Below are 12346 nucleotides of genomic sequence, written 5' to 3'. Positions count from 1 at the left end.
ACCCGTTGCTGCTGGCCGCCGGAGAGTTGCGAAGGGCGGCGATGGGCGAATTGTTCAAGCTGCACCAGCTTGAGCATCGCATCGACCCGGCGATCACGCTCGGCCGGGGCCAGTTTGCGGATGGCCAGCGGGAAGGCAATGTTGTCGCGCACCGACAGGTGCGGGAACAGCGAGTAGCGCTGGAACACCATACCGATGTCACGCTTGTGCGGCGGCACATTGACCAGTGACTGGCCGTTGACCAGGATCTCGCCGCTGCTCGGGGTTTCGAAACCGGCGAGCATCGACAGCGTCGTACTTTTACCCGAGCCGCTGGAGCCGAGGAAGGTCAGGAATTCACCGTCCTTGATGTCCAGCGAGATGTCGTCCACGGCAGCAAAGTCGCCGTAGTATTTATTCAAGTTGCGCAAGCTCACCAGGGGCTTGTCATTTTGCTGCGCGGTATCTTTGATCACTGCACTCATGTCGTACTCCTGCGCGCTCAGGCGCTGATTTCATTGCGCCGGCGCAGTGCGGCGGCGATCACCATGACCAATACCGAGAGGCCGATCAGCAGCGTCGAGGCGACGGCGATCACGGGCGTCAGGTCCTGGCGCAGGGTGGTCCACATTTTCACGGGGAGGGTTTGCAGGGTCGGGCTTGCCATCATCACGCTCAGCACCACTTCATCCCACGAGACAAGGAAGGCGAAGAGGGCGCCGGCCACCATGCCCGGGCGAATCGCCGGGAAGGTCACCTTGAATACCGCTTGCAGGCGCGAGGCGCCGCAAATCACTGCGGCATCCTCGATCGACTGGTCGAACAGCTTCAGCGAGTTGATGATCGAGATGATGGTGAACGGCAACGCGACGATGACGTGGCTGACCACGAACGCGAACATGGTTCCGGTGTAGCCCAGTTTCAGGAACAACGCGTACACCGCGACCGCAATGATCACCAGCGGCACGATCATCGGCAGGGTAAACAGGCCGTAGAGCATTTCCCGGCCCGGAAAGCGCCCGCGTACCAGGGCGAAAGCGGTCGGCAGGCCCAGGGCCACGGCAAAGAACGTGGTCAGTACCGCGACCTTGAGGCTGGCCATGGCCGCGTTCATCCAGTCGGCATTGGAGAAGAACTGGCCGTACCATTTGAGCGTCCAGCCCGGTGGTGGGAACACCAGCCACTGGGATGAGCCGAATGACAGCAGGACGATGAACACGATCGGTAGCAACAGGAACAGCCCGATCAGCCCGGTGGTGGCGTACAGGCCAAGGCGCATCCGGCGGCTCATGGCATTGGGGGTCAGGAGCATGACGGCTTACCTCGCGTTGCTGGCGCCAACCGGGGATTCCGGCTGAAGCTTCAGGTAGAAGTAGAACAGCACCAGCGTGATGACGATCAGCAACGCGGCACCGGCGCTGGCCAGGCCCCAGTTGAGGAACGACTGCACCTGCTGGATGATGAACTCGGGCAGCATCATGTTCTGCGCACCGCCCAGCAGGGCCGGGGTGACGTAGTAACCGAGCGACATCACGAACACCATCAAGCCACCGGAGAACAGCCCCGGCCGGCACAGCGGCAGGAATACCCGGAAGAAGTTGGTCCACGGACTGGCCCCGCAGATCGAACCGGCCTGCAGGATCATCGGGTCGATGGCCTGCATGGTTGCCTGCAATGGCAACACGATGAACGGGATCATGATGTAGCTCATGCCGATCACCACGCCGGTGAGGTTATGCACCATCTCCAGCGGCTGATCGATGATGCCCATGGCCATCAACGCCTTGTTGATCACCCCGGAGGCTTGCAGCAACACCAGCCAGGAATAGGTGCGGGCGAGCAGGCTGGTCCACATCGACAACAGCACGATGTTCAGGATCCAGCGACCCCAGCCACGGGGCACCAACGTGATCGCCCAGGCCAGCGGGAAACCCAATAGCAGGCTGAACAGCGTCACCAGTCCGGCCACCGAGAAGGTGTTGAGCAAGACCCGGGCATACGCCGAGTTGGCGAAAAGTTGCTCGTAGTTGCCCAGCCCCGGAGTCGGTTCCAGCACGCCGCGTAGCAGCAAGCCGATCAGTGGTGCGAGGAAGAACAGGCCGAGGAACAGCAGGGCGGGGATCAGGTTGCTCGATCCGCGCCAGCGTTGCGCCAGGGTCGGGGTTTGCGTCATCGCAGCCGCCTTGCCGGCAGCGCCGGAGGCGCTCCCGACCGGCGTGGATGGACGGGACGCGGTTACCGTCATTTTCATTTGACCAGCCATTCGTTCCACCGTGTCGCGATAGCAGGACCGTTCTTGGCCCAGTACGCGAAATCAAGAGTGATTTGATCCTTGGCGTAGGCAGTCGGCAGGTTGGGCGCCAGGGTCGAGTCCAGGCGCGCCACGCTGTCGACGTTGACCGGGGCGTAGGCGGTCAGGTTGGAGAAGTCGGCCTGGCCTTTGGCACTGCTGGCATTGGCCAGGAACTTCATCGCCGCGTCCTTGTTCTTCGAACCCTTTGGAATGACCAGGATGTCGGCCATGACCAGGTTCTGTTTCCAGCTCACGCCAACCGGCGCACCGTCTTCTTGGAGGGCATGAATGCGGCCGTTCCAGAACTGGCCCATGCTCGCTTCACCGGAGGCCAGCAGCTGTTGCGACTGAGCGCCGCCGCCCCACCAGACGATGTCTTTCTTGATGGTGTCGAGCTTCTTGAAGGCGCGGTCCAGGTCCAGCGGATAGAGCTTGTCGGCGGCGACGCCATCGGCCAGCAGCGCCAGTTCCAGCACGCCAGGACTTGGCCATTTATACAGGGCGCGTTTGCCGGGGTAGGTCTTGGTGTCGAACAGCGCGGACCAGTCCTGGGGTTTGTTGGCACCCAACTTGCCTTCGTTGTAGCCGAGGACGAAGGAGAAGAAGAACGAGCCGACGCCGTGATCGGAGACGAATCGCGGGTCGATCTTGTCGCGATCGATGACTTTGAAATCGAGGGGTTCGAGCAGGCCTTCGGAGGCCGCGCGCAAGGCGAAGTCAGCTTCGACGTCGACCACGTCCCACTGCACGTTGCCGCTTTCGACCATGGCCTTGAGCTTGCCGTAGTCGGTGGGGCCATCCTGGACCACGGTGATGCCGCTGGCCTTGCTGAACGGATCGGCCCAAGCCTGCTTCTGTGCATCCTGGGTGCTACCGCCCCAGCTGACGAAGTTGACGCTTTCAGCAGCCGTTGCCATATGACTGACCGTGGCCAACAAGCCTGCGAACAGTACTGCGGATGCACGTTTGTTCAACACCATTTTCACGCCCTCATTTGTTGTGTTTTTGAGCGGGCTTGGTAATGCCCGCCTATCGGGAGCAGTAGGTCCATCTGGCCTTGAAAGGCGACCGTGCCAAGGGCTGTTGTGAGTGCTTTCCCTCGCGGGTGCGCTTGGCTAAATCGTCCGGTCTATGGAATATCATATTATGGTATTCCAAACTTTGTGCAAGCACTTTGCCTTACCGGCTATCCGCCAAAAATGCTTTTTTCGAGCTGCGGGGCGTACCCGGTACCGCGCAAACATCGCAATCCTTGTGGGAGCGAGCCCGCTCGCGAAGAGGGCGTGTCAGTTGACACACATGTTGCCGGGTACATCGCCTTCGCGAGCAGGCTCGCTCCCACAGGGGACTACACATATCCGAGGATCACTGGGTGAACGGGATGCTTTCCACCACTTCCAGGTCATACCCGGTCAAACCTGCATATTTCAGCGGCGGCCCCAGATGCCTCAGCTTGCCCACGCCGAGGTTCTGCAGGATCTGCGCACCGGTGCCGACTTCCGAATAGATCCGCGACTGCGAACGGCTGAACTGCCGCGGCGCCTGGGTCAATTGCGGCACCCGCTCCAGCAACGCTTGCGACGATTCGTGGTTGGCCAGGACCACAACGACGCCGCGACCTTCCTCAGCCACTCGCTGCAAAGCCGCCCACAACGTCCAGTTCGAAGGGCCGCTGTATTCGGCGCCGACCAGGTCGCGCAACGGGTCGATGACGTGCACGCGCACCAGCGTCGCTTCCTCGCGGCGCAGATCACCCATGACCATTGCCATGTGGACACCGCCTTCGATGCGATCCTCAAAGGTGATCAGACGAAAGGTGCCATGCACCGTCGGCAGCTCGCGCTCGCCAATGCGCACCACCGTGTGCTCGGTACTTAAACGATAGTGGATCAGGTCGGCGATGGTGCCGATCTTGATTCCGTGTTTTCGCGCGAACACTTCCAGGTCCGGGCGGCGGGCCATGGTGCCGTCATCGTTCATCACTTCGACGATCACCGAGGCGGGGGTAAAACCGGCCAGGCGCGCCAGGTCGCAACCGGCTTCGGTATGGCCGGCGCGGGTCAATACGCCACCCTCCCGGGCACGCAGGGGGAAGATGTGGCCGGGCTGCACGATATCGGCGGCACTCGCGCCATGGGCAACGGCAGCGGCCACGGTACGCGCCCGGTCGGCGGCGGAGATGCCGGTGGTCACGCCAACAGCCGCTTCGATCGATACGGTGAATGCGGTACTGAACACGCTGCCATTGCTTGGCACCATCTGCTCGAGGCCCAAGCGCTGGCAATGCTCGTCGGTCAAGGTCAGGCAGATCAGGCCGCGCGCTTCACGGGCCATGAAGCTGATGGCTTCGGCGCTGCAGCGGTCGGCGGCCAGCAGCAGGTCGCCTTCATTTTCCCGGTCCTCGTCGTCCACCAGGAGCACCATCTTGCCTTGGCGGTAGTCTTCGATGATTTCTTCGATGCTGTTGAAGGCCATTTGGGGATTCTCGATGTTTGATGGAGATATACTGTGGTATACCATAATACAAAACAGGCAGAGAGGTCACTATGAAGGCGTACTGGATTGCTCACGTGGATATCACCGCCCCCGATCAATACAGCCAATACACCCAGCGGGCACCCCAGGCGTTTGCCCAATACGGTGGTCGGATATTGGCGCGTGGCGGGCGCAGCGAAGCGATGGAAGGTCGGTCGACGCCGCAACGCAGCGTGGTGATCGAATTTGATTCCTACGAACAGGCGCTGGCCTGCTATCGATCCGATCTGTATCAGGAGGCGAAAGGGCACCGCGAAGGCGTGGCGAAGGCAGAGGTGATCATTGTCGAAGGAATCGCCCCGGCATAACCCTGTAGGAGCTGCCGCAGGCTGCGATCTTTTGATCTTGATCTTGATCTTCGGGCAGCCTTCAGGGCGCCAAAGATCAAAAGATCGCAGCCTGCGGCAGCTCCTACAGTGATTGTGTCGCGTTCTGTCAGCGAATGAAGTGAATCTTGCCGCTATCGTCGTTGCCGATGTAGATCCCGTAGACCCCGGCCTGCCGCTCCTCGATGTAGCGTTCGAGAATCTGCCGGATTGCCGGGTAGTAGATGCTGTCCCAGGGAATGTCCTCGGGCGCGAAGAATTTGTAGTCGAGGGTTTCCGGTCCGTACTGCCCGGTGATCTCCAGCGCGATGGCGCGGAAGATGATGTACACCTCGCAGATTGTAGGCACGCTGAAGATCGAGTAGGGCGAGAGGATTTCCGCGCGCACGCCGCTCTCTTCCCAGACCTCGCGCAACGCCGCCTGCTCGGTGGTCTCACCACCTTCCATGAAGCCCGCCGGCAAGGTCCAGGTGCCGGGGCGCGGAGGGATTGCGCGTTGGCACAGCAAGTACTTGCCGTCCTGCTCGATGATGCAGCCGGCAATGATTTTCGGATTGACGTAGTGGATGTAGCCGCAGCCGCGGCACATCAGGCGCTCGTGCGTATCGCCCGGTGGCAACTGTGACTTGAGGTCATTGCTGCCGCACCTTGGACAATAGCTCGGGCTGAACATGATCAACGACCTATGCGGGGTTCTTTGAGGGCGATGGGCTGGGTGATCTCGGGGATCGCCCCGGTTTCTTCCTGCTTGCGCTTGAGGTAATCGAGGGCGACAGTGGCGGCGGCCCGAACGTGGTCGACGCAAGCCTGGTGGGCGGCCAGGGGATCGCCGCTCTTGATCGCTTCGACCATGCGTTCCATTTCCTGGTTGCTGGCGCCGCGACGGTTTTCCTGGGACACCGAAGTCGCGCGCAGGTAGCTGATGCGCGCCTGCAGTTGACGCAACTGGGTCGCGGCGACATGGTTGCCAGAGCCTTCGAGCAGGACGTCGTAGAAACCTTGCACGGAGTCGATGACCTGTTGCAGTTCGCCTTCCTTCAAGGCCTGGCGGTTTTCTTCCAGGGCCTTTTCCAGGGCCTTGATGTCCTTGGCCTTGGCACGCAGGGTGAACAGTTGAACGATCAGGCCTTCCAGTACGCAACGCAGCTCATAGATATCGACGGCATCGGCCAGGGTGATGATCGCTACCCGAGGGCCCTTGGCATCGGCGAACTCCACCAGGCCTTCGGATTCAAGGTGACGCAGCGCTTCGCGCACCGAAGTGCGGCTCACGCCCAGGCGATCGCACAGATCGCGTTCGACCAGTCGATCTCCCGGCAGAAGCTGGAAGTTCATGATGGCGCTTCGCAGTTTATCCAGCACGATTTCGCGCAGGGTAACGGGGTTGCGATTGACCTTGAAGCTGTCGTCGAGTGGCAGGCGTTTCATGGGGTCCGCTCTGAATGTGGCTGTCCATGCAAAAAGAGCACTTTGATCGTAATAATCCTAGTGCTCGTTCAGTCAGATAGCCAAGGGTTAACTGGAGGCCTCGGCATCGGCTTCGGCGAACGCTTCACGGGCGAGCCGGAAACTGTCCACGGCCGCGGGGACACCGCAATAAATACCGACCTGAAGCAGAATTTCGCGTATTTGTTCACGACTCAGCCCGTTACGCAAGGCACCACGCACGTGCAGCTTGAGTTCGTGAGGCCGATTGAGGGCCGAAATCATCGCCAAGTTTATCATGCTGCGCTCTTTAAGCGACAAACCCTCACGCCCCCACACGTGGCCCCAGCAGTACTCGGTGACCATTTCCTGCAGGGGGCGGGTGAAGTCATCGGCGTTTTCGATGGAGCGGTTCACATAGGCTTCGCCCAGCACCTGGGTGCGGATCTTCAAGCCTTTTTCGTACTTTTCGTTACTCACTTCAGAGCCCGCCCATTAGTGTGTATTTGAGTTCCAGATAATCCTCGATGCCGTACTTGGAGCCTTCACGACCCAGGCCCGAGGATTTGATCCCGCCAAACGGCGCGACTTCGGTGGAAATCAGTCCTTCGTTGATCCCGACCATGCCGTATTCCAGCGCCTCACTCATGCGCCAGGCGCGGCCCAGGTCGCGGGTGTAGCAGTAGGCAGCGAGGCCGAATTCGGTGTCGTTGGCCATCTGCACGGCCTGCGCCTCGCTGGTGAAACGAAACACCGCGGCGAGAGGGCCGAAGGTCTCATCCCGGGCAACTTTCATCTGCGTGGTGACGCCGGACAATACCGTTGGCTGGAAAAAGCCGTGGCCCAGCGCATGACGTTCGCCACCGCAAACCAACCGGGCACCTTGCGCCAGTGCGTCCAGCACATGGTCTTCAACCTTGGCCACGGCGCGCTCGTTGATCAGCGGACCCTGGGTGACGCCGTCAGTGAAACCACTGCCCACCTTGAGCTGCGACACCCGCTCGGCCAGGCGCGCAACAAAGGCGTCGTGTATGCCGTCCTGCACCAGGAAGCGATTGACGCAGACACAGGTCTGGCCGGCATTGCGAAACTTGGCAATCAGCGCGCCTTCTACCGCACGCTCGAGGTCGGCATCGTCGAAGACAATGAACGGTGCGTTGCCGCCCAGTTCCAGCGACACTTTCTTCAGCGTCGGCGCGCACTGCGCCATCAGCAACTTGCCAATCGCCGTGGAGCCGGTGAACGACAGTTTGCGCACCAACGGGCTTGCCGTCAGCTCAGCGCCGATGGCGATGGCATCGCCGGTGATCACGTTGAAAATACCGGCAGGGATACCGGCCTGTTCGGCCAGCGCCGCCATGGCCAGTGCCGAGAATGGCGTCTCCGGTGCCGGCTTGACGATGCACGGACAACCGGCGGCCAGCGCCGGGCCGGCCTTGCGGGTGATCATCGCTGCGGGGAAGTTCCACGGCGTGATGGCCGCGACGACACCGATCGGTTCCTTGCTGACGACGATGCGCGCATCGCCCTTGTGGCTGGGAATCGTGTCGCCATAGATGCGCTTGGCTTCTTCGGCGAACCACTCGATGAAACTGGCGGCGTAGAGGATTTCACCCTTGGCTTCGGCCAACGGCTTGCCTTGTTCGAGGGTCAGGATTTCGGCAAGGGCATCGGCGTTTTCCAGCATCAGCGCGTGCCAGCGCTTGAGGGTGTTGCTGCGCTCCTTGGCGGTCAGGGCGCGCCAGGCCGGCCAGGCGTTGTTGGCGGCAACGATGGCTTGGCGGGCGTGCTCAGTGCCAAGGTTCGGCACGCTACCGATGAGTTCACCGGTGGCGGGGTTGAAGATGTCCTGTCGCGCCCCATCGGGCGCATCCAGCCACTGGCCATCGATGTAGGCCTGCTGGCGGAACAGTTGCGAGGCTGCTGGGCTCATGCCGGCTCCTGGAGAAACATAAAAGACCTACGCGGGCCCCTGTGGGAGCGGGCTTGCTCGCGAAAGCGGTGGGTCAGTCAATATTGATGTCAACTGACACTCGGCCTTCGCGAGCAAGCCCGCTCCCACAGGGCATTGTGTAGAGCCATCAGGCCAGGGCGGGCAGGGGGCCCAGCTTGCCTTTGTGGTAGATCATCGGCGTCACCGGTTGCTCGGGCAGGATCAGGTTCTTCACCGCGCCGACGATGATGGCGTGGTCGCCGCCATCGTATTCACGCCACAGTTCGCACTCGATGATCGCCGTGGCTTTGCGCAGCAACGGGTTGCCCAGTTCGCTCAAGTGCCATTCGATGCCATTGGCCTTATCCTTGCCCTTGCCGGCGAACGCATAGGCTTCGGCGGTCTGGTCGGCGGACAGCAAATGAATTGCGAATTGCTTGCTGTCGCGCAGGATCGGGTACGTGTCAGAGGCGTAGTTGGGGCAGAACAGCACCAGTGCCGGATCGATCGATAGCGCACTGAAGGCGCTGGCGGTGATGCCGACGATGCCGCCGTCCGGGTCCAGGGTGGTGACCACCGTGACCCCGGAAGGGAACGAGCTCATGACGTCTTTGTAAATGCCGGGTTCGATCATTTCTCAGGACTCCTAGCGCATCACAAACGGATCAGGCATCGGTGCCTGGGAAAGATTGATCCACACCGTTTTCAGCTCGGTGTAGGCCAGCACGGAATCGATGCCGCTTTCGCGTCCATAGCCACTGTTCTTGAAGCCGCCGATCGGCGCCATGGCCGACACGGCGCGGTAGGTATTGACCCAGATGATCCCCGAACGCACGTCCCGGGCCAGGCGATGGGCACGGCCCAGGTCGCGGGTCCAGATGCCGGCGGCGAGGCCGAACTGCGAGTCGTTGGCAATCGCCAGGGCTTCGGCTTCGTCCTTGAAACGGATGACCGAGGCCACCGGACCAAAGACTTCTTCCTGCATGATCTTCATCGAGTTGCGGTCGCATTCGAACAGGGTCGGCTCATAGAACCAGCCTTCGCCCAGGTTCTGCGGACGCTTGCCACCGAGGCGCAAACGCGCACCTTCGGCAATGGCATCCGCCACCAGGCCTTCCACCACGGCCAGTTGCTGGGCAGTGGCCATCGGGCCCATTTCACTGCTGTCTTCCTGCGGGTTGCCGATGCGGATGCGCTGGGCGCGTTCCACCAGGCGAGCGACGAATTCGTCGTAGATTTCGTCCTGCACCAACAGACGCGAACCCGACACACAGCTTTGCCCGGACGCGGCATAGATCCCGGCGATGGCGCCGTTGATCGCGCTGTCGAGGTCGGCGTCGGCGAAAATGATGTTCGGCGATTTGCCGCCCAGTTCCAGGGACAATTTCGCGAAGTTCTCGGCACTGCTGCGCACCACATGCCGGGCCGTGGCCGCGCCGCCGGTGAAGGCGATCTTGCGTACCAGCGGATGGCGGGTCAGGGCGGCGCCGGTGCTCGGGCCGTAACCGGTGACGACATTGACCACTCCCGGTGGAATCCCGGCTTCCAGCGCCAGGCGCGCCAGTTCCAGAATGGTCGCCGAGGCGTGTTCGGACGGCTTGATCACGATGGTATTGCCTGCCGCGAGGGCCGGCGCCAGTTTGATTGCGGTCAGGTACAGCGGACTGTTCCACGGAATGATCGCGGCGACCACGCCCATGGCTTCGTGCACGGTGTAGGCAAACAGGTCCGGCTTGTCGAGGGGCAGGGTGCCGCCTTCGAGTTTGTCGGCCAGGCCTGCGGTGTAGTGGAAGAACTCCGGCAAATAGCCGACCTGGCCGCGGGTCTCGCGGATCAGCTTGCCGTTGTCGCGGCTTTCCAGCTGCGCCAGTTGTTCCTTGTTTTCGGCGATCAGGTCGCCCAGGCGCCGCAGCAACTTGCCGCGTGCCGTGGCGGTCAGACTGCGCCAGGCCGGGCTGTCGAAGGCGCCCTGCGCCGCCTGTACGGCGCGCTCGACGTCGGCTTCGTCGGCATCGGGCAATTCGGCCCAAGGTTCGGCCAGGGCCGGATTGAGGCTTTCAAAAGTCTTGCCGGACAGGGCATCGACCCATTCACCGCCGATGCACATCTGGAAGCGTGAGAGAGTCATGCAACGATCCCCTTAATCTGGTTTGGTCGGGCGTGCGCCGTGTCGAGGAACTCCAGCAACAGCTGGTTGACCAGGCGCGGCGATTCTACGGGCATCATATGCCGCTGCTCGCCGAGTACGGCAACCTTGGCGCCGGGAATGCGCCCGGCCAGTTGCTCGGCCATTTCCGGGGTCGACCCCGGATCGAGTTCGCCGGTAGCGACCAGCGTCGGCACCTGGATGCTGGCCAGGTCATCGGCGCGGTACATGTCCTGGGTGGCGAACAATTCATAGGTAGTCAGGTAGCCCTGCGGATCATTCTGCGCGAGCGTCTGGCGCAAAGCGGCGATCTGCGCCGGATTGGCTGCCTGGTATTCGCGGCTGAACCAGCGCGACAGTGCGGCTTCGGCGTTGGCATCCGGCCCGTGTTCGGCCGCCTGGGCTGTGCGGGCGATGACACCGGCGCGTTGCTCGGCGGTGCGATTGAACACACTGTTGAGCACCACAAGGCTCTGCAGGCGCTGCGGGTAATGCAGGGCAAAAGCCCGCGCCACCAGGCCGCCCATGGAGAAACCGATCACTGCCGCCTTGGGCAATTGCAAATGATCGAGCAGCTCCAGCAACTGGTCGGCGTAACCGAGCAGCGGCGTGCCGCTTTCCGGACGCGGGCTGGCGCCATGACCGAGCATGTCGTAGGCGATCACGCGGTATTGGGTGGCCAGGCCAACGATCTGGCCGCCCCACATTTCTTTGTTCAGGCCCACGCCGTGGATCAAGACCACGGGCTGGCCTTGGCCGGTCGCCAGGTAACTGGTGCCAGCCGGGGTGCGTTCAGCGGTGAGCCGAATCATGGAGCGCTCCTGCATACCTTTTTGTTGTAGTGACCGACCGGCTTACTGGGCTTTTTCGGCGGCCAGTTCTTCCAGGTCGATGTAGCGATTGCCGATGCGTGGGTGCAGGCGGCCGCCATCGGCGCAACCCAGGACCACGACGATTTCGTCGGCACGCGGCGCGTCTTCGATCTGCATTTCCAGGGTGATGTAGTGCGAACGCAGGCCTTCGTCGTCCTTGTGCATCATCGGGATCTGGATCGAGGTGCCCGGGCCGCCGCGCTTGTTGGTGAAGCTCAGGTAGCTCTTGGCTTTCACCGCTTCGCGGTAGTGGTTGCCGAAGCGCAGGGTGTGGATCACCGCGGAGGCGTGTTCGATTTCACCGTCGGCGCCGACCACGGCGGCCTTGCCGTACGCTTCGATTTTCTCGGCACCGCCGATGATGCCCACCAGGCGCTCGACCATCAGCGCGCCGAGGTCGGAGCAGTTGGCGCGGATTTGCGGCTTGAGGTCTTCAACGAAGCCGTTGCCCAACCAAGGGTTCTTCATCACAACGGCCAGCCCGACCATGGTTACGGGCTTGTCGGTGGCCTTGCCGCCTTCAATGAAGGTTTCTTCGACATAGCTGACGATCTTGCGGATTTCGAAACTCATGAGCTGCTCCGTATCAGGGTGAAAAAGCGTTTGTGCGTATGATGGTATACCATAATACCGGATGCGCAATACCCTGAAACGAGTTTCTGGTCGGATGGTGATGAAAACTGTAGGAGCGAGGCTTACCCGCGAAGGCGGCCTGTCAGCCGACCTGCGTTTGGTTGACTGCGGACAGACCAGCAATCCGGTCGGCTGTCAGGGAGTACATATCCATTGCTGCGATAACGGCCTCCTATGGTTTCGCTTTTACAGCGACTCCCTTTT

General features: G+C 61.7%; 15 protein-coding genes. 2 read left to right on the top strand and 13 right to left on the bottom strand.

All coding sequences use genetic code 11. The annotated features are described in order from the left end of the window. The 5 genes from PG5_RS30600 to ribBA all read right to left on the bottom strand — a co-directional run. Nucleotides 1-464 (bottom strand): ABC transporter ATP-binding protein (locus PG5_RS30600; RefSeq protein WP_042955898.1); only part of this gene is annotated, 464 nt, incomplete at its 3' end. 17 nt (nt 465-481) lie between these two features. After that, nucleotides 482-1291, bottom strand: coding sequence for an ABC transporter permease (locus tag PG5_RS30595; RefSeq protein ID WP_008059566.1), 810 nt, complete (start codon nt 1289-1291; stop codon nt 482-484). Nucleotides 1292-1297: 6 nt separating this feature from the next. Continuing rightward, complete coding sequence (locus PG5_RS30590; RefSeq protein WP_042955897.1) at nt 1298-2230, bottom strand: ABC transporter permease; 933 nt, start codon at nt 2228-2230, stop codon at nt 1298-1300. After that, nucleotides 2227-3252 (bottom strand): ABC transporter substrate-binding protein, encoded by a 1026-nt coding sequence (locus PG5_RS30585; RefSeq protein ID WP_020800939.1) that lies wholly within the window; start codon nt 3250-3252, stop codon nt 2227-2229. Before PG5_RS30585 ends, PG5_RS30590 begins: the two co-directional genes overlap by 4 nt. A 385-nt stretch (nt 3253-3637) precedes the next feature. Further along, a complete protein-coding gene (gene ribBA / locus PG5_RS30580) occupies nt 3638-4747 on the bottom strand; it encodes a bifunctional 3,4-dihydroxy-2-butanone-4-phosphate synthase/GTP cyclohydrolase II (protein WP_020800938.1) in 1110 nt (369 codons plus the stop codon). A 71-nt stretch (nt 4748-4818) separates the two neighbouring features. Here ribBA and PG5_RS30575 point away from each other — a divergent pair, with 71 nt between their 5' ends. After that, nucleotides 4819-5115 (top strand): DUF1330 domain-containing protein, encoded by a 297-nt coding sequence (locus PG5_RS30575; RefSeq protein ID WP_020800937.1) that lies wholly within the window; start codon nt 4819-4821, stop codon nt 5113-5115. A 127-nt stretch (nt 5116-5242) separates the two neighbouring features. On the opposite strand, the gene PG5_RS30570 is transcribed toward PG5_RS30575, so the two are convergent. From PG5_RS30570 to PG5_RS30535, 8 genes are all read right to left on the bottom strand, one after another. Beyond that, a complete protein-coding gene (locus tag PG5_RS30570; protein WP_033043500.1) occupies nt 5243-5806 on the bottom strand; it encodes an NUDIX hydrolase in 564 nt (187 codons plus the stop codon). 2 nt (nt 5807-5808) lie between these two features. Further along, nucleotides 5809-6561: a GntR family transcriptional regulator gene (locus tag PG5_RS30565; protein ID WP_020800935.1), complete on the bottom strand. Its 753-nt coding sequence runs from the start codon at nt 6559-6561 to the stop codon at nt 5809-5811. An 87-nt stretch (nt 6562-6648) separates the two neighbouring features. Further along, entirely contained in the window at nt 6649-7038 is a 390-nt protein-coding gene (locus tag PG5_RS30560) for a carboxymuconolactone decarboxylase family protein (protein ID WP_008059553.1), read from the bottom strand. 1 nt (nt 7039) lies between these two features. Then, nucleotides 7040-8491: an NAD-dependent succinate-semialdehyde dehydrogenase gene (locus PG5_RS30555; RefSeq protein WP_020800934.1), complete on the bottom strand. Its 1452-nt coding sequence runs from the start codon at nt 8489-8491 to the stop codon at nt 7040-7042. 148 nt (nt 8492-8639) lie between these two features. Then, a complete protein-coding gene (locus PG5_RS30550; RefSeq protein WP_020800933.1) occupies nt 8640-9125 on the bottom strand; it encodes a flavin reductase family protein in 486 nt (161 codons plus the stop codon). A 12-nt stretch (nt 9126-9137) separates the two neighbouring features. Next, nucleotides 9138-10619, bottom strand: coding sequence for an aldehyde dehydrogenase (locus tag PG5_RS30545; protein ID WP_020800932.1), 1482 nt, complete (start codon nt 10617-10619; stop codon nt 9138-9140). After that, nucleotides 10616-11449 (bottom strand): alpha/beta fold hydrolase, encoded by an 834-nt coding sequence (locus PG5_RS30540; protein ID WP_020800931.1) that lies wholly within the window; start codon nt 11447-11449, stop codon nt 10616-10618. The genes PG5_RS30545 and PG5_RS30540 overlap by 4 nt, the downstream gene beginning before the upstream one ends. A 42-nt stretch (nt 11450-11491) precedes the next feature. Then, nucleotides 11492-12082, bottom strand: a complete 591-nt coding sequence (locus tag PG5_RS30535) for an amino acid synthesis family protein (RefSeq protein WP_007978708.1) — start codon at nt 12080-12082, stop codon at nt 11492-11494. Between the two features lie 61 nt (nt 12083-12143). Between PG5_RS30535 and PG5_RS34640 the strand changes: the two genes are divergently transcribed. Further along, a partial coding sequence (locus tag PG5_RS34640) for a hypothetical protein (RefSeq protein ID WP_218187900.1) occupies nt 12144-12346 on the top strand: 203 nt, incomplete at its 3' end.

This window comes from Pseudomonas sp. G5(2012) (genome assembly GCF_000408945.1).
GTDB lineage: Bacteria > Pseudomonadota > Gammaproteobacteria > Pseudomonadales > Pseudomonadaceae > Aquipseudomonas > Aquipseudomonas umsongensis.
The sequence above is the reverse complement of the archived record's forward strand: the minus strand, read 5'-3'. Positions and strand labels throughout refer to the sequence as shown.

Coding starts and splice junctions, on each gene's coding strand:
- PG5_RS30575 (WP_020800937.1), top strand. CDS start 4,819: ATGAAGGCGTACTGGATTGCTCACGTGGATATCACCGCCCCCGATCAA.
- PG5_RS30555 (WP_020800934.1), bottom strand. CDS start 8,491: ATGAGCCCAGCAGCCTCGCAACTGTTCCGCCAGCAGGCCTACATCGAT.
- PG5_RS30535 (WP_007978708.1), bottom strand. CDS start 12,082: ATGAGTTTCGAAATCCGCAAGATCGTCAGCTATGTCGAAGAAACCTTC.
- PG5_RS30550 (WP_020800933.1), bottom strand. CDS start 9,125: ATGATCGAACCCGGCATTTACAAAGACGTCATGAGCTCGTTCCCTTCC.
- PG5_RS30565 (WP_020800935.1), bottom strand. CDS start 6,561: ATGAAACGCCTGCCACTCGACGACAGCTTCAAGGTCAATCGCAACCCC.
- ribBA (WP_020800938.1), bottom strand. CDS start 4,747: ATGGCCTTCAACAGCATCGAAGAAATCATCGAAGACTACCGCCAAGGC.
- PG5_RS30545 (WP_020800932.1), bottom strand. CDS start 10,619: ATGACTCTCTCACGCTTCCAGATGTGCATCGGCGGTGAATGGGTCGAT.
- PG5_RS30590 (WP_042955897.1), bottom strand. CDS start 2,230: ATGAAAATGACGGTAACCGCGTCCCGTCCATCCACGCCGGTCGGGAGC.
- PG5_RS30595 (WP_008059566.1), bottom strand. CDS start 1,291: ATGCTCCTGACCCCCAATGCCATGAGCCGCCGGATGCGCCTTGGCCTG.
- PG5_RS30570 (WP_033043500.1), bottom strand. CDS start 5,806: ATGTTCAGCCCGAGCTATTGTCCAAGGTGCGGCAGCAATGACCTCAAG.
- PG5_RS30585 (WP_020800939.1), bottom strand. CDS start 3,252: ATGGTGTTGAACAAACGTGCATCCGCAGTACTGTTCGCAGGCTTGTTG.
- PG5_RS30540 (WP_020800931.1), bottom strand. CDS start 11,449: ATGATTCGGCTCACCGCTGAACGCACCCCGGCTGGCACCAGTTACCTG.